The following is a 16,180-nucleotide window of genomic DNA, read 5'->3' as shown; positions in this document are numbered from 1 at the left end:
ATCGGCAGGGTGATGTTCTCCAGGGCGGTCAGGGTGGGGAGGAGGTTGAAGGCCTGGAAGATGAAGCCGATGTGGTCGCGGCGCAGTTGGGTGAGCTGCTTGTCCTTGAGGCCGACGAGTTCGGTGTCGCCGATGGTGGAGGAGCCGGAGGTGACGGTGTCGAGGCCGGCCATGCAGTGCATGAGGGTGGACTTGCCGGAGCCGGAGGGGCCCATGATGGCGGTGAACTCGCCCTGGGGGAAGGTCACGCTGACGTTGTCGAGGGCGACGACGCGGGTCTCCCCCTCCCCGTAGACCTTGTTCAGGCCGGTGGCGCGGGCGGCCGCCAGGCCGGTGCGGACGGCGGTTGCGGTCGACGTGGTCACGGGGGGCTCCTTGTGCTCGTGGGCTTGTACCTCCATGCTCCGCGACGTGATCATGGTCTGGCGTCGCTCCGCCGGACGGTTGGCCCGACCACCGCTGGGCGTACGGGAGGGGCGGCCCGTCCTCCTGCGGTATGACGGGAACCCTGAGGGAGGGTCGACGTCCGGCTCGTGGCCGGAACCGCTATCCTTCGTGGCCGAATTCCGAACAGTTCGTCAGATGGCAAGGAAACATGACAACTTCCGGGGCTGGGAACATGCGAAAGGGTGAGCCGGGCGACTAGGCTCAGGGGTGGTTTCGCAGGACGCCCGGATGGTGGAACGCAGACACGGGCAGCTTAAAACTGCTTGGCCGCGAGGCCGTGCCGGTTCGAGTCCGGCTCCGGGCACAGGTCGGTCGACCCGGCGGAGGCGCCGACGGCGCCCCCGCCGGGCGTCGTTCACCGGATCCTCCTCGCGGCGTATCCCGGAATTTTTGCCAAGCCATTACCCTTGTGCGTGGGCGGTGCAGTGCCGCCACGGAGGGAATGAGCAATGAGAAGCAGCAACCCGGTCTTCTCGCGGGAGGGATCCTTCACCCGCGACTCCGGTTACGCGGGGTTCGGAACGAGTGCGCAGGCCGGGAGCCCGTACGGCCACAACCCGTACGCGGGCACCCAGTACGCCCAGCAGTCGTCGGCGCAGGGACCGCTGACGGACGAGCAGCTCTTCGAGATGTACAACGGGCCGTCCGCCGGCCCCGGGGCCACCGGGCGGATGACGCTCGACGACGTGCTGGCCCGCACGGCCATGACGCTGCTGACCGTGGTCGCCGCCGGTGCGGTGTCCTGGTTCACGCTGCCGTTCAAGAACTTCGGCTTCGCCGTCGGCGCCTCGCTGGTCGCCATGATCGTCGGTCTGGTCGTCCAGTTCCGACAGAAGATCAGCCCGCCGCTGGTCCTGGCCTACGCGGCGTTCCAGGGCTTCGCGCTGGGCGCGGTCACCCACGTCCTCAACACCATCTGGCCGGGCATCGCCATCCAGGCGGTGCTGGGCACGGCGGCGGTCTTCGGGGCGACGCTCTACGTCTACAAGAGCGGTCGGCTCCGGGTGAGCCCGAAGTACACCCGCATCGGCATCGCGATCGGCCTGGGCTTCTCGGGCCTGCTGCTGATCAACTGCATCGCGTGGGCCTTCGGCGGCGGTCTCAACACCTGGTCCGGCCCGCTGGGCGTCGGCATCGGCCTGATCGGCGTCGCCCTCGGCGCGTTCTACCTGACGCTGGACTTCGCCGAGATCGAGCAGGCCATCGCCGGGGGTGCCCGGCAGGAGGAGTCCTGGCGGGCCGCCTTCGGGCTCACCTTCTCGCTGGTCTGGATCTACTTCGAGATGCTGCGCCTGATCGCCAGCCTCCGCGGCGACGACTGACACCGTCGGTCGCCGTGAACCACTGCCGCCGGGCCCCGGAGCCACCCGCTCCGGGGCCCGGCGGCTTTTCGCCTAGGCTCGCTGCCATGCATGACGTACAGCTCCTGGACGTACGGCCCCTGGTCGAAGCCGTCGAGTCCCTGGCGGATCGTTTCCGCTCGCTGCCGCAGAGCAAGCTGCTGGGCGCCGTGCCCGGGCACGCCTCGCGGGCGGCGGCCGCGCTGGACCTGGCCCGGCGGCTGGCCGCGCTGGCGCTGGCGGCGGAGGGCGGGCCCGAGCGGGACTTCCCGGACGCCGGGGCCTTCGCGGTGGGGGACCAACTGGCCGTCGCCGGGCACGACCTGGCGGCCGCGCTCGCGGCGCTGCCCGAGGACGCGCGGGTGACGCTGCCGGAGGGGCCCGCCGCGGTGGGCGAGGTGCTGGCCGGGGCGGTGGCGGCGGTGCGCGGCACGGCGGCGCTCTGCGCCTGAGGCCGGGTGCGGCCGGACACGCCGAAGGCCGGCCGGGTCGGTAACCCCTTGACCCGGCCGGCCTTCGGCGTGCAGCTCGTCGAGCCCGTGGGCGGGCGCGCGGAGTCCGGCCCGTGAGCGGGCGTCAGATGCTGGCGACCACCCGGTCGGCGAGCACGTAGACGGCCTCCTCGTCGGTGGAGAAGGTCAGCGAGTACGAGCCGGAGAAGCGCGAGCCGCCGAGCAGTCGGACGTGCTCTCCGGCACGGACCGCGTCGATCAGCCGGTACGCGGCCTCCCGGTCGCCCGGGGCCACGCAGAGCGTGGTGCCGTCGGCGAAGGCGTACACGTCCAGGGTGCCCAGCGGGCCCGGGCGGACGTCGATCAGTGCGACGGCCTCCTCGGCGAGGGTGGCCAGCCGGGTGTCCGTCCACTCGCGGGACGGCGCCTGGCTCGGCACGAAGTCGGGGTGCGAGGGGTGGCGGCGCGGGTCGGGCGCGGCGACCGGCGCCTCCTCGACGGCCTGGTCGGCGTCCAGCAGCCCGGCCTCCAGGCCGGTGGCCAGCAGGTCGGCCTCGCGGCGGGCCCGGGCGTCCTTCGCGGTCTCGCCCACCGGGTGGCCGGGGCGCAGCGGCGCGCCGCCGTCGGTGCCGGGCTCGGCCGGGCCGGTGCCGGTGCCGCCGTCGTTGATCAGGTCCTCCAGCGCGGAGCGCAGCGCCTCGCCGAACTCCGGGTCCATCGTCCCGGCGTTGTCGGCGGCGTCCTGCGGGCCGGTGGGGCGGGGGAAGAAGAGCGGCCACTCGTCGGTGCCGGAGAACACGCCGTTGAAGGGGGAGTCGAACAGCGGCGCGTCCTCGGCCGCGCGGGCCTCCTGCTCGGCCCAGAACGCCCGGGCCTCGGTGATCTCCCGCTCGCGGTCGGCGGCGAGCGCCTCGGTGACGGCCCGGCGTATCGCGGCCTCGTCCACCGGTGCGGGCACGGCCGGGGCCGCGGCCTGAGCGTCCAGTCGGCGGGAGATTCCGCGGAGACGGAGCAGCACGGCGGTCGACACGGTGATCAGGATCAGCAGCAGGATGGTGTAGACGGCGCTCACGGAACGTACTCCTAGCGAGGAGCGGAACGGGGTTACGTGTCCACACTGCCGCATCCGGGGGTGTTACCGCAGTGGCGAATGTCTAATTCGTCCCGGACTTTCGCTCTTGTCCCCAAATTGTTAGGTAACACCGTTCTACGCAGTGCAGTTGATCCGCTCCGCAGTGTCGATTTCCGAGCCGAAAACGAACGGAAAGAGGGCCGGATCGACCTCGCGGTGTGATCCGGCCCTCAATTACGCACTGTCACTCCAAATGGGTGGTCCAGACCCTTCGGAGCGTACGGGGGAGGGTCAGCTGAGGCGCTCGATGACCATCGCCATGCCCTGGCCGCCGCCGACGCACATGGTCTCCAGACCGAACTGCTTGTCGTGCCACTGCAGGGAGTTGATCAGCGTGGTGGTGATCCGGGCGCCGGTCATGCCGAAGGGGTGGCCGACCGCGATGGCGCCGCCGTTGACGTTCAGCCTGTCCAGGTCCACGCCGAGGTCGCGGTAGGACGGGATCACCTGGGCCGCGAAGGCCTCGTTCATCTCGACCAGGTCGATGTCGCCGATGCTCAGGCCGGCCCGCTTGAGCGCCTGCTTGGAGGCCTCGACCGGGCCGTAGCCCATGATCTCGGGCGAGAGTGCGCTGACGCCGGTGGAGACCACCCGGGCGAGCGGGGTGATGCCGAGCTCGCGGGCCTTGGTGTCGGACATGATGACCAGCGCGGCCGCACCGTCGTTCAGCGGGCAGCAGTTACCGGCGGTCACGGTGCCGTCGGGGCGGAACACCGGCTTCAGGCCCGAGACGCCCTCCACGGTGACGCCGGCGCGCGGGCCGTCGTCCGTGCTGACCACGGTGCCGTCCGGGAGCGTCACCGGGGTGATCTCGCGCTGCCAGAAGCCGGCCTTGATGGCGGCCTCGGCGAGGTTCTGCGAGCGGACGCCGAACTCGTCCTGCTCGGCGCGGGTGATGCCCTTGAGTGCGGCGAGGTTCTCGGCGGTCTGGCCCATCGCGATGTAGGCGTCCGGCACCAGCCCGTCCGCGCGCGGGTCGTGCCACTCGCCGCCGCCTTCTGCAGCCCGCTTGGCGGTGCGGGCCTGCGCCTCGTCGAAGAGCGGGTTCATGGTGCCCGGCATGCCGTCCGAGGTGCCGTGGATGCTGCGCGAGACGGTCTCCACACCGGCCGAGATGAAGACGTCGCCCTCGCCGGCCTTGATCGCGTGGAGCGCCATCCGGGTCGTCTGCAGCGAGGAGGAGCAGTAGCGGGTGATGGTGGCGCCGGGCAGGTAGTCCATGCCCATCTGGACGGCCACGATGCGGGCCAGGTTGTGGCCCTGCTCGCCGCCGGGCAGGCCGCAGCCCAGCATCAGGTCGTCGATCTCGCGCGGGTCGAGCTGCGGCACCTTGGCCAGCGCGGCCTGGATGATGTGCGCGGTCAGGTCGTCCGGGCGGACGTCCTTCAGGGAGCCCTTGAACGCCCGGCCGATCGGCGAACGGGCGGCGCTGACGATGACGGCTTCGGGCATGACGGGCTCCTCGCTGGGTGACTGCGGACCTGACGTCCGGGAGGAAAGTTACCGCCTGGTAGATCAGGCGTCACCCGCCCCAGCGTGTGAGCTGGCCGACGTATTCCCGGGGCCCGGCGGGTCGTCCTGGACGGGGTGCAGGTGAGCCGCCACGCCCGACCCGGGCAGGCCGATCCGCAGGCGCCGGCGCAGCAGCGCCCAGCGGTGGCCCGCGCCCTCCGTCTCGACGGCCGCCACCTCGGTGCCCGCCCGCCCGGCCGCCGCGGCGGCGGCCACCGCGACCGGCAGCACCGTCTCGCCCGGCACCGGCGCGGTCGGGCGCTCCTCCTCCGGCCACAGGCCGAGCACGGCGCAGACCGAGGGCAGCAGGGTCATCGCGGCCGTCGCGTAGCCCTGGGCCGAGGGGTGGTAGCGGTCGGCGGCGAACATCTCCGGGCGGGCGGCGAACTCCGGGCCCAGCAGCGAGCCCAGCGAGACCGTCCGGCCGCCCGCCTCGACCACCGCGATGGTCTGTGCGGCGGCCAGCTGCCGGCTCAGCCGTCGGGCCACCCAGCGCAGTGGCGGGCGCACCGGCTTGATCGTGCCGAGGTCCGGGCAGGTCCCGACGACCACCTCGCAGCCGTTGGCGCGCAGTGCGGCGACGGCCTCGCCGAGCTGGCGGACGGCGAGCTGGGCCGGACTGTGCCGGGTCACGTCGTTGGCGCCGACCATGATCACCGCGACGTCCGGGTGGTGCTGCAGCACCTGCTCCAGCTGGCCGGAGAGGTCGGCCGAGCGGCCGCCGGAGCGGGCCGCGTTGACCAGCCGGACCGGGCGTTCGGCCACCGAGGCCAGCCCGGCGGCGAGCAGGGCGCCCGGGGTCTCCCGGCCCCGTGCCACCCCGAGGCCGGCGCCGGTGGAGTCGCCGAGGACGGCCAGCACGAGCGGCGGCTGCGGGGCGGCGGAGCGGTCGGCGAAGGCCTCGCCGTAGACGCCGTCGGCCTTGGGCGGGAGGGTCCCCAGGACGCCGATGGCCTGGATGGCGAGCTTGCTCTCGGTCAGCAGCAGGCCGACCATGCCGACCCCGAGCAGTCCGAGCCCGCCGCCGCCGTACGCCGCCGCGGTGGCGATCCGCCGGGCCACCCGGGCCCGCGAGTCGTGTGCGCCTGGCATCCGGACCCCCTTCACGTCCTCGTGCCGCCCCCAGCGGGGTCGTACACCCCTCCTACCCGCGCCGGGGGCGGGAGTACCGGTGCGGGTGGGCCATTGGGGGAGGCGCCGGCGCCGCCGCCGCGGGAGCGCCGGGCGGGGCGGGCCGTCGGGGGAGGGGCGGCGGGTCGTCGCGCGGGGCTGCCGGGGCGGGCCCCGGAGGACGTGGACGAGAGGGGGCGCTGGGGCGCGTGCCACGCCCTAGGCTTTGCAGTACCGAAAGCACTCGCATGCCCATAGACCGGGAGGACCCCCGTGCGGTACCACAACTCGATCATCGACCTGGTCGGCAACACGCCGCTGGTCAAGCTGAACAAGGTCACCGAGGGCATCAGCGCGACAGTGCTGGCGAAGGTCGAGTACTTCAACCCCGGTGGCTCCGTGAAGGACCGCATCGCGATGCGCATGATCGAGGCCGCCGAGGCCTCGGGCGCCCTCAAGCCGGGCGGCACCATCGTCGAGCCGACCTCCGGCAACACCGGTGTCGGTCTGGCGATCGTGGCCCAGCAGAAGGGCTACAAGTGCATCTTCGTCTGCCCGGACAAGGTCTCGACCGACAAGATCAACACCCTCCGTGCGTACGGCGCCGAGGTGGTCGTCTGTCCGACCGCCGTCGCCCCTGAGCACCCGGACTCCTACTACAACGTCTCCGACCGCCTGGTCCGGGAGACCCCGAACGCCTGGAAGCCGGACCAGTACTCCAACCCGGACAACCCGGCCTCGCACTACTACTCCACCGGCCCGGAGCTGTGGGAGCAGACCGACGGGAAGATCACCCACTTCGTGGCGGGCGTCGGGACCGGCGGCACCATCTCCGGCACCGGCAACTACCTGAAGGAGGCGTCGGGCGGCAAGGTCAAGGTGATCGGCGCCGACCCGGAGGGCTCGGTCTACTCGGGCGGCACCGGCCGGCCGTACCTGGTCGAGGGCGTCGGTGAGGACTTCTGGCCGACCGCCTACGACCGCAACGTCGCGGACGAGATCGTCGCCGTCTCCGACAAGGACTCGTTCCAGATGACCCGCCGCCTGGCCAAGGAGGAGGGCCTGCTGGTCGGCGGCTCCTGCGGCATGGCCGTGGTGGCCGCGCTGGAGGTCGCCCGCAAGCTCGGGCCGGACGACGTCGTGGTGGTGCTGCTGCCGGACGGCGGCCGCGGCTACCTGTCGAAGATCTTCAACGACGACTGGATGGCCGACTACGGCTTCCTGCCCTCGTCGACCGACGAGGCGCACATCGGCGAGGTGCTGGCCCGCAAGGAGTCCATCGAGCAGGGCGGCGTCCCGCAGTTCGTCCACATGCACCCCAACGAGACGGTCGCCGAGGCGGTCCGGGTGCTGCGCGAGTACGGCGTCTCGCAGATGCCGGTGGTCTCCCCCGGTGCCGGGCACCCGGACATCATGGCCGGCGAGGTGATCGGCTCGGTCGTGGAGAAGCTGCTGCTGGAGGGCATCTTCGCCAAGGAGATCGAGCTGACCGACACGCTGGACAAGGTGATGTCCAAGCCGCTGCCGGTGGTCGGCTCGGGCGAGACCGTCACCAACCTGATGACCGTGCTGGAGAAGGCCGACGCGGCCGTCGTGCTGGTCGAGGGCAAGCCGCAGGGCATCGTCAGCCGCCAGGACCTGCTGGGCTTCCTGACCGGCCGCGCCGCGCACTGACACGCGGTCACCACCGAGCGCCCGTGGGCGGATCCGGAGGATTCGTCCACGGGCGAAGTGGTACACCGGCGTCATCTGCCCGCATCACGGGGTTAACAACGGTCCGGCATCGTTGTGGTCAACGGCACGACGCCGAACGAGGCGACGGCAAGCGTCCGGGAGCGGCTCCCCGGCGACCGCGGTCGACTCCGGACACAACGGACGGTCCTGACCCGACCGCTGTGTCCTACCTCCGCGGGAGGCGCCGTCGTCCCGCCCCTGCCCGGCTCCGGCCGGTCGACAGGGTGTGGCGGCTTCCGCGGCCGCACCGCGCCGTACGGCGCGTCCCCGCGGCTCCCGGGTGGGGGAGCCGAGGGGGGAGACGGTGGGGCCGGTCCTTCTTCGAGGGGCCGGCCCCACCGCCTGTCCGGGCCCGGTCCGCCGTCGCGGCCGTGCGCGGTGCGCCGGGCGGCACGTCGTTCCCGTACGCTCGCACGCATGACCAGCACTGAAACGACCGACCAGGACGCCCCGCGCTACGTCCGGGTCAAGATCGAGCTCATCGCGGAGATCACCGACGAGGGCGCGCTGAAGGCGGCGGCCCTGCAGGCGGTGACCGAGGACGAGTACCTCGACGACGAGGAGCGCGCCCAGTCCGTCGAGGCCATCGAGGTGGACCCGTCGGGTTCGCTCGCCCACTTCATCGACCCCGTCGCGCTGCTCGGCGACGTCCCCGGGGTGGAGCTCGCCTCGGCGACCTGGGAGTCGGCGCAGACCGAGTTCGACCCGGACAGCGAGGAGTGGGACGAGTACGCGGTGGAGGAGTCCGCCGAGTAGTGGCGGTGCGCCGTCACGCGCTCGGAAACGCCCGGTCTGCCACGGCAGGCCGGGCGTTTTGTCCTTGTTCGATGGCAAGTTTGGTCATCTCATACGATCGCTTACCCTTCGATGGTGGAACCGTGAACGGGCGGATTGCGTTTCTGTATCCGTAAATGCCCGGGATGATCAGCAGGGAGACGCGACGTGACGGCACGGGACGGTCAGGGGCGGGCGGCCGGTGGAAGCTGGAGCCGACGCGGTGTTCTCGCGGGACTGATCGGGGCGCCGGTCCTGCTCCTCGCGGCCTGCAACGACAACAGCGGTAACAGCGGCAGCGGTTCCGGCAGCGGTTCCGGCTCCGGCGGCAGCGCGAGCGGCGCCCCGGGCAATGGCGGCGGCAGCAGCAGCGCCCCGAAGACCTCGGCCGCCGTGATCACCGTCACCCCCGCCGACGGGGCCACCGCCGCCAGCTTCAGCGAGCCGGTCAAGGTCACCGTCACCAACGGCACCCTGACCAGCGTCAAGGTCACGGACTCCACCGGCAAGGAACTGGCCGGCCAGCTCTCCGCCGACAACGCCGGCTGGACCTCGGCCGCCGCCCCGGCCAGCGGTACCAAGTACACCGTCGCCGCCGTCGCCCAGGACAAGGACAAGCTGGAGGCGGACTCCAACGCCGTCTTCACCACGGCGACCCCGGCCAACACCTTCGTCGGCTACTTCACCCCCGAGGACGGCTCGACGGTCGGCGTCGGCATGCCCGTCTCGATCAACTTCAGCAAGCCGATCACCGACAAGAAGGCCGTCCAGCAGGCGATCACCGTGACAGCCGAGCCGGGCGTCGAGATCGTCGGCCACTGGTTCTCCAGCACCCGCCTCGACTTCCGGCCGCAGGAGTACTGGGCCAAGGGCACCCAGGTCACCCTCAAGCTCCGGCTCAAGGACGTCGAGGGCGCCAAGGGCGTGTACGGCACCCAGTCCAAGGACGTCCGCTTCACCGTCGGCCGCGCCCAGACCAGCGTCGCCGACCTCGCCACCAAGAAGCTCACCGTCACCACCGACGGCCAGGTCAGCGCCGTGTACAAGATCTCCGGCGGCTCGCCCGAGCACACCACCTGGGGCGGCAAGATGGTCATCTCCGAGCAGTACACGCAGACCCGGATGAACTCGCAGACCGTCAACCTGGGCAGCGAGTACGACATCGCGGACGTGCCGCACGCCCAGCGCCTCACCACCTCGGGCACCTTCATCCACGGCAACTACTGGTCGTCGACGTCGATCTTCGGCAGCCAGAACACCAGCCACGGCTGCGTCGGCCTGCAGGACGCCAAGGGCGCGCAGGACGCCGGCACGGACGGCTACAAGTTCTACAAGTCCTCGATGGTCGGCGACGTGGTCGAGGTCGTGAACTCCGGCGACAAGACCGTCGCCCCGGACAACGGCCTGAACGGATGGAACATGGGCTGGGCCGACTGGAAGGCCGGCAGCGCCGTCTGATCCACCCGCAGCCGGGCCGCCCCGTCCGGCCCGCGACCGGCTTGCCCGGTCACGGGCCGGACGGCAGCGGCGAGCAGCCGCCCGGCGAGCTGTGAGCCGCGCCCGGCCTCAGCGCTTGGCGTAGTCCGCGAACCCCTGCCAGTCGACGACGACGCACTGCTCGTCGCCGAGGATCCAGGCGTCGTGTCCGGGCGGGCAGATCATGTAGTCGCCGGGGCCGAACTCGGCCTCCTGGCCGTCGTCCATGACGATCTTCATCCGGCCGGAGATCACGTACCCCATGTGGGCCGCCTGGCAGCTGTCGGTCTTGGCGATCGGCTTCACGTGCTTGGACCACTGCCACCCCGGCTCGAACACGGCCCTGCCGACCGGGCCGGAATCCAGGTTGACCAGCCGCAGCTCGCCCTTGCCCTCCTCGAAGGGACGGACTTCCTCGGGATCGTCGAAGCTCTTGCGGACCAGACCGGACATGGCGCACCACTCCTCTCCACGAGGGGGCCCGGCCGCCGACGGGCGGCCGGGCGGCCCCTGCTGGCCCTTCCAGTCTGCGCCCCGAACGGGAGGGGGTCACGGCGGGAAGGGCACACGCGGAGTCGTCGACGCCCGGTCAGCCCCGGGTGCGGGCCACGCCGATCGGGCAGGAGGCGCCGGTGCCGCCGAGGCCGCAGTAGCCGTTGGGGTTCTTGGCCTCCGACAGGTACTGCTGGTGGTACGGCTCGGCCGGGAAGAACGGACCGGCCGGGGCGATCTCCGTGGTGATCGGCCCGTAGCCGAGCGCGGTGAGGGCCGGCTGGAAGGCCTCCCGGGACGCCGCCGCGGCCTCGGCCTGGGCGGGGGAGTGGGTGTAGACCGCGGAGCGGTACTGGGTGCCCACGTCGTTGCCCTGGCGGTTGCCCTGGGTCGGGTCGTGCGCCTCCCAGAACGTCTTCAGCAGCCGCTCGTAGGAGACCACGGCCGGGTCGTACACCACCCGGACCGCCTCGGTGTGCCCGGTCAGACCGCTGCACACCTCGTCGTACGTCGGGTTGGGGGTGTAGCCGCCCTGGTAGCCGACCAGCGTCGTCCAGACGCCGGGCAGGCGCCAGAACGTGCGCTCGGCGCCCCAGAAGCAGCCCAGCCCGAAGTCGGCCACCTCCAGGCCCTCCGGGTACGGACCGGTCAGCGGGTGGCCGAGCACGGTGTGCGGGTCGCGCAGCTCGAAGGCCGCGGTCGGCCGACCGGGCAGCGCCTGGTCGGCGGGGACGAGCGAGGTCTTGTGGCGGTTGAACAACACGGCCTGCTCCAGCGGGTCGGGAAACGTGGCTCACTCTGCAACGCGAACGGCCGCCCCCGGATTCCGGGAGCGGCCGTCGGGCCCGTCCGTACCGCCCGCCGTGGTCAGGCCGGCTGCGCGGCCGCCTCGACCGCACCCCGGACCGCGTCGATCCGCAGGTCGACGAAGGCCTGCCGGGGATCGTTGAAGTTGGTGAACGGCTGCGGGATGTACCGGCCCAGCGCCTGGTACTGCGCCAGCGCCTCGGTCGGCCGGCCGGCCCGGGTCAGGGCGTAGGCGAGCCAGCCGCGGGCGTACCGGAGGCGCGGGTGCTCCGGATCGGCGGCGGCGAGGTCGGCGAGCGCCGCGTCCAGGGCGGCGCCGACCTCCGGCCGCTTCCAGGCGCTGAGCTTCTCCCCGTCCTGGCCGAACTGCTCGTAGTACGCCTCCAGCTTCATCGGCGCGAGCAGGCTGCCGGCCGGGGCGGCGGCGATCGCCTCGTCGATGAACCCGTGCATCAGCTGGTGGCTGCCGTGCCACTTGTCGCACCAGTACTGCAGGGCCCGGTTGTGCGCCGCCCAGTGGTGCGGGTCGCGCTCGGTCAGTTCGGACCAGAGCTGCCGGAAGCGTTCGTGGGACCAGCCCAGACCCATGGCGACGGAGATCCGGGCGACCCACGGGTTGGGGTCCGCGGCGGGGGCGAGCGCCATCGCCGCCTCGGCTGCCCCGTCCGCCTCCTGCAGGACGCGGTGGAAGCCGTCGAACTGCTCGCGGGTGACGTGCTGGGCCCGGGCCGACGTCCGGATGTTCCAGGCCAGGTGGACCATGGCGTCCGCGTGCACCAGGGCGGCGGTCGGGTCCTCGGGCCGCTCCGCGCGCCAGGCGCGCAGCCAGGTGTCGTCCTCGGCCGCCAACCGGGCCAGTGCGCGCTGCCGCATCCAGCGGACGTCGGCGGAGGCGTCCGCGGTGAGGTGGGCGGCGGCCGGCTGCCAGTCGCCGGCCCGTGCGGCGGCGAGGGCGGCCTCCTCCTCGGGGCCCGGCTCGTCGTCCAGGACCAGTTCGCGGCCGAGCAGCAGCCCGTGGTCGGCCGGGACGATGGTGTTCTTCGCCCGTTCCTGCTCGGCGACCCGGGCCTCGTGGGCCGCGATGGTGGCCTTCGCCCGCTCCAGCTGGGCCAGTTTGCGCTTGGCCAGCCGGGTCATGACGACCGGGAACAGCAGGACGAGGCCGACGACGGCGAACACGATGATGCCGATCAAGGAGCTTCCTTCCGTGGTGTGCTTGGCGTGCTGGGCGTGCGTGTGGCGGGCTCGGTGTGCAGGTGCGCCTGGCGTGGTTCGGCTCGGCGCCGGGGTCGGTCCGCCGGGCCGGTCAGAGGGCCGGCGCGGTGGGCGACGGGACGCCGGCCCCGGCGAGCAGGGCCCGCAGCGGCGCGGTGTCCGGCGTGTCGCGGCAGGCGGCGTCGAGGGCCACGTCGAAGCCGTCCTCGAATCCCTCCGGCAGTCGCAGCTCGGCCGGCCCGGACCAGGAGAGCTCCCAGCCGGCCAGGCCGGCTTCGGCCAGCGTGACGACGACGGCGTGCGCCAGTTCCTTGCGCAGCACCGGGCGGGCGAACTCGCGGGCGGCCCGGCCGGTGGCGGCGGCGGCCTGTTCGCTCTTCGGCAACCGGTCGGTGAACTCCCGGGCCCGGCCGGCGTCCACGGCGTCCAGCAGGCCCTCGGCGGTGGGCGACAGGCCCAGCGCCGTCAGGGCCCGGCCGGCCGGGGCGCCCGCCCCGCGCGCGTGTGCGAGCATCGCCGCCCGGACCAGCTCGGGCCACTCGACCCGCTGCTTCGCGGCCGCCTCGGGCACCAGCGAGACGACCTCCAGCTCGGTCAGCACCCGCTCGGCGTCGTGCAGCAGGGCGAGGGCGGGGGTGGTGGTGCCGGGGCCGCGTCCGTCGTCCGGCAGCGCCTCGATCGCGGCGACCCGGCGGGCGATCGGCGGGTGGGAGTCGTACGGGTCGGGCTCCTGCTCGGGCAGTTCGAGCGCGTACTCGGCGAGCTCCTGGCGGCGCTTCGGGTCGCTCAGCAGGTGGACCAGGCCGCCGTAGACCTGGCCGGGCAGCGGGAGCAGGCCCGCGTCCCAGCCGATGGTGGCGTAGCGGCCGAGGTAGAAGTCCTGGGCGGAGACCAGCGCCGGCATCTTGCGCAGCGCCGTGGCGGTGGCGTCCCGGCCCGCCAGCCGGGCGGCGACGACGTCGGCGGCGTACTCCTGGCGGCGGCCGACCGCCTCGGAGACCCGGAAGTAGAGCTTGGCGTAGAGGTTGAAGAGCTTGGCGAGGACCCGGTCGACGCCGCCGGTGGCCTGCTCGTACGAGGGTTGGCGGCCCTTGGAAAGCCGCTTCTCGGCCTTGGCGGCCAGCTTGGCGGCCTCCTCGGCCTGGTGCCGGTCGGCGCGCTGGTGGAGCCCGCCGACGGTGTGCAGCAGGGCGCGGCGGCCGGCGAGCGTGACGGCGGCCAGCCGTACGTCCCGGTTGCTGAAGTGGCCGAACTCGTGCGCCAGGACGGACTCCAGCTCGCCCTCGGTGAGGCCGATCAGCAGCGGGGCGCCGATGGCCAGGTGCCGCTTGCCGGGGACGAGGCCGAGCAGCTTCGCCTCCTCCAGCACGCTGGCGTTGACCTCGGGCACGAGCCGGATCTCGGCCGGTCCGCGGACACCCGTCCGCTCGGCGATCCGGTCGACCACGGCCCAGACGGCGGGCTGCCGCTCGCGGGTGAGGGGCACGCCGGGCAGCTCTGCGGCGTCCTCGCGCCGACGCGTCAGGAACACCACCCGGGCCACCGGGTAGCCGATCGCGGCGGACAGCGCCCAGACCTTGAACAGCGCCGGGCGCAGCTGACCCGAGGCCCGGTACAGGGCGATGTCGAGGGCGAGCAGGCTCACGAGGATGCCGAGGGCGAGCAGGTAGAAACCGGCGAGCAGGGCCACCGCGGTCGCGGCCCTTCTGGATGTGCTCATGCCAGTGGAACGCTGGGGCGCGCCCATGCGGTGATCCTCCCCCGAGGGCGCGACGGCACGGCGACGCGCGGTTGTCGTGTGGTGAACAGGTGTACGGCAGGTGGAGATGCTAGTGCTTGGCGATGGCCCGCGCACCACGGTTACCGGGCCTCGTACCCCCGCTCCCACCTGCGGGTTCGTCCCGGATTCCGATTCGGGAGGGCTGGACGGCATTCGGCCATTAGGCTCGGAGTCATGACCGAGCACCAGCTTCCCCAGGGCTTCGAGACCCTCGCCATCCACGCGGGGCAGGAAGCAGACCCCCAGACCGGGGCCGTCGTCACGCCGATCTACCAGGTGTCCACCTACAAGCAGGACGGGGTGGGCGGCCTGCGGGGCGGCTACGAGTACAGCCGCAGCGCCAACCCGACCCGCACCGCGCTGGAGGAGTGCCTCGCGGCGCTGGAGGGCGGCGCCCGCGGCCTCGCCTTCGCCTCCGGCCTGGCGGCCGAGGACACCCTGCTGCGCACCATCCTCAAGCCGGGCGACCACATCGTGATCCCCAACGACGCCTACGGCGGCACCTTCCGGCTCTTCGCCAAGGTGCTGACCCGCTGGGGCGTCGAGTTCTCCGTGGCCAACACCCAGGACCTGGCCACCGTCCGCGACGCGATGCGTCCCAACACCCGCGCGGTGTGGGTGGAGACCCCGTCCAACCCGCTGCTGGGCATCACCGACCTGGCCGCGCTCGCCGAGATCGCGCACGGCGCCGGCGCGCTGCTGGTGGTCGACAACACCTTCGCCAGCCCGTACCTGCAGCAGCCGATCGCGCTCGGCGCGGACGCGGTCGTGCACTCCACCACCAAGTACATGGGCGGCCACTCGGACGTGGTCGGCGGTGCTTTGGTGCTGGCCGACGCGGCCCTCGGCGAGGAGGTCGCCTACCACCAGAACGCGATGGGCGCGGTCTCCGGCCCGTTCGACGCCTGGCTGGTGCTGCGCGGCATCAAGACGCTGGGCGTCCGGATGGACCGGCACAGCGCCAACGCGGAGAAGGTCGCCGAGCTGCTGGCGAGCCACCCCAAGGTCAGCCAGGTGCTCTACCCGGGCCTGCCCGAGCACCCCGGCCACGACATCGCCGCCAAGCAGATGAAGGCGTTCGGCGGCATGGTCTCGTTCCGCGTCGCGGGCGGCGAGGAGGCGGCCGTCGAGGTCTGCAACCGCGCGCAGCTGTTCACCCTCGGTGAGTCCCTCGGCGGCGTCGAGTCGCTGATCGAGCACCCGGGCCGGATGACCCACGCCTCGGTGGTCGGCTCGGCGCTGGAGGTGCCGTCCGACCTGGTGCGCGTCTCGGTCGGCATCGAGTCGATCGACGACCTGCTGGCCGACCTCAAGCAGGCGCTCGGCTGAGGCCCCCGGGGTTCACTGCCCCTGCTGGTCCGCCGTGTACGACTCCATCGCGTGGTTGAAGCGGGCCAGCAGGGCGCAGAACGCGTGCTGCTCCTCCGGCGGCCAGTCGGCCACCAGGCGGCGGGTCAACTCGGCCCGCCCGTCCCGGACTTCGTCGAGTCGGCCGGAGCCGCGGGAGGTCAGCGCGAGCCGTACGGCGCGGCGGTCGGCCGGGTCCTGCACCCGGCCGACCAGCCCGGCCGCGACCAGCGGGGCGACCTGGCGGGTCACCGTGGAGGAGTCCACGCCCAGTGATTCGGCCAGCGCCTTGACGTTGGCGGGGCCGTGCCGCTCCAGCCGGTCGAGCAGCAGGTAGGCGGCCCGGTCCAGCGCTCCGACCCCGCCGCCGGAGGTGCGGACCTGTTCCATGCGGCGTGCGAACACCGCGAGCTGGTACTGCAGTTGGTTGTGCACGGGGTCGGTGCGGTCGGTGGCCTGGGGCGAGGTCGTCGTCATCGCGGCTCACGATCGTCGTGCGGTGAGGGAGGCTCAGAACCAGCAGCGTACGCGGGCTCGGCGGGCCCGGGAACAGGCCCGGCGT

General features: G+C 72.6%; 15 protein-coding genes and 1 tRNA gene. 7 read left to right on the top strand and 9 right to left on the bottom strand.

Going from position 1 to position 16,180, the window contains the following annotated elements; genetic code table 11:
• On the bottom strand, positions 1–401 hold a 401-nt coding region (locus tag ABT048_RS17410; protein WP_350522244.1), incomplete at its 3' end, for an ABC transporter ATP-binding protein.
• A gap of 268 nt (positions 402–669) precedes the next feature.
• Here ABT048_RS17410 and ABT048_RS17405 point away from each other — a divergent pair.
• The 3 genes from ABT048_RS17405 to ABT048_RS17395 all read left to right on the top strand — a co-directional run bounded on the left by ABT048_RS17405 (position 670) and on the right by ABT048_RS17395 (position 2,239).
• Positions 670–751: transfer RNA gene (locus ABT048_RS17405), tRNA-Leu, on the top strand.
• A gap of 145 nt (positions 752–896) precedes the next feature.
• Entirely contained in the window at positions 897–1,769 is an 873-nt protein-coding gene (locus ABT048_RS17400) for a Bax inhibitor-1/YccA family protein (protein WP_350522243.1), read from the top strand.
• A gap of 86 nt (positions 1,770–1,855) precedes the next feature.
• Positions 1,856–2,239 carry a hypothetical protein gene (locus tag ABT048_RS17395; protein ID WP_350522242.1) on the top strand — a complete coding sequence of 128 codons (384 nt, stop codon included), beginning with the start codon at positions 1,856–1,858 and terminating at the stop codon, positions 2,237–2,239.
• Positions 2,240–2,363: 124 nt separating this feature from the next.
• Here ABT048_RS17395 and ABT048_RS17390 read toward each other — a convergent pair whose 3' ends face one another.
• The 3 genes from ABT048_RS17390 to ABT048_RS17380 all read right to left on the bottom strand — a co-directional run bounded on the left by ABT048_RS17390 (position 2,364) and on the right by ABT048_RS17380 (position 5,975).
• Positions 2,364–3,311: a hypothetical protein gene (locus tag ABT048_RS17390; protein WP_350522241.1), complete on the bottom strand. Its 948-nt coding sequence runs from the start codon at positions 3,309–3,311 to the stop codon at positions 2,364–2,366.
• 291 nt (positions 3,312–3,602) lie between these two features.
• Positions 3,603–4,823, bottom strand: a complete 1,221-nt coding sequence (locus ABT048_RS17385; RefSeq protein ID WP_350522240.1) for an acetyl-CoA C-acetyltransferase — start codon at positions 4,821–4,823, stop codon at positions 3,603–3,605.
• A 63-nt stretch (positions 4,824–4,886) separates the two neighbouring features.
• Positions 4,887–5,975, bottom strand: coding sequence for an SGNH/GDSL hydrolase family protein (locus ABT048_RS17380; RefSeq protein WP_350522239.1), 1,089 nt, complete (start codon positions 5,973–5,975; stop codon positions 4,887–4,889).
• 291 nt (positions 5,976–6,266) lie between these two features.
• Between ABT048_RS17380 and ABT048_RS17375 the strand changes: the two genes are divergently transcribed.
• From ABT048_RS17375 to ABT048_RS17365, 3 genes are all read left to right on the top strand, one after another.
• Entirely contained in the window at positions 6,267–7,667 is a 1,401-nt protein-coding gene (locus ABT048_RS17375; protein ID WP_350522238.1) for a cystathionine beta-synthase, read from the top strand.
• 477 nt (positions 7,668–8,144) lie between these two features.
• On the top strand, positions 8,145–8,483 hold the full coding sequence (locus ABT048_RS17370; protein WP_350522237.1) for a hypothetical protein: 339 nt from the start codon (positions 8,145–8,147) through the stop codon (positions 8,481–8,483).
• A 186-nt stretch (positions 8,484–8,669) separates the two neighbouring features.
• Positions 8,670–9,959: a L,D-transpeptidase gene (locus ABT048_RS17365; protein WP_350522236.1), complete on the top strand. Its 1,290-nt coding sequence runs from the start codon at positions 8,670–8,672 to the stop codon at positions 9,957–9,959.
• Between the two features lie 108 nt (positions 9,960–10,067).
• On the opposite strand, the gene ABT048_RS17360 is transcribed toward ABT048_RS17365, so the two are convergent.
• From ABT048_RS17360 to ABT048_RS17345, 4 genes are all read right to left on the bottom strand, one after another.
• Entirely contained in the window at positions 10,068–10,430 is a 363-nt protein-coding gene (locus ABT048_RS17360) for a cupin domain-containing protein (protein WP_350522235.1), read from the bottom strand.
• Positions 10,431–10,566: 136 nt separating this feature from the next.
• Entirely contained in the window at positions 10,567–11,232 is a 666-nt protein-coding gene (gene msrA / locus ABT048_RS17355; RefSeq protein WP_350522234.1) for a peptide-methionine (S)-S-oxide reductase MsrA, read from the bottom strand.
• 104 nt (positions 11,233–11,336) lie between these two features.
• Positions 11,337–12,470: a hypothetical protein gene (locus ABT048_RS17350; RefSeq protein ID WP_350522233.1), complete on the bottom strand. Its 1,134-nt coding sequence runs from the start codon at positions 12,468–12,470 to the stop codon at positions 11,337–11,339.
• A gap of 112 nt (positions 12,471–12,582) precedes the next feature.
• On the bottom strand, positions 12,583–14,211 hold the full coding sequence (locus ABT048_RS17345) for a M48 family metalloprotease (RefSeq protein WP_350522232.1): 1,629 nt from the start codon (positions 14,209–14,211) through the stop codon (positions 12,583–12,585).
• Positions 14,212–14,445: 234 nt separating this feature from the next.
• Between ABT048_RS17345 and ABT048_RS17340 the strand changes: the two genes are divergently transcribed.
• A complete protein-coding gene (locus ABT048_RS17340) occupies positions 14,446–15,600 on the top strand; it encodes a cystathionine gamma-synthase (RefSeq protein ID WP_350522231.1) in 1,155 nt (384 codons plus the stop codon).
• 12 nt (positions 15,601–15,612) lie between these two features.
• Here the strand turns inward: ABT048_RS17340 and ABT048_RS17335 are convergent, their stop codons facing one another.
• Positions 15,613–16,095, bottom strand: coding sequence for a MarR family winged helix-turn-helix transcriptional regulator (locus ABT048_RS17335; protein ID WP_350522230.1), 483 nt, complete (start codon positions 16,093–16,095; stop codon positions 15,613–15,615).
• Between the last annotated feature and the right edge of the window lie 85 nt (positions 16,096–16,180).

It is taken from the genome of Kitasatospora sp. NPDC096140, from assembly GCF_040303045.1.
Lineage (GTDB): Bacteria > Actinomycetota > Actinomycetes > Streptomycetales > Streptomycetaceae > Kitasatospora.
Note: the sequence above shows the minus strand (reverse complement) of the source record. Positions and strands in the feature narration are given on the sequence as shown.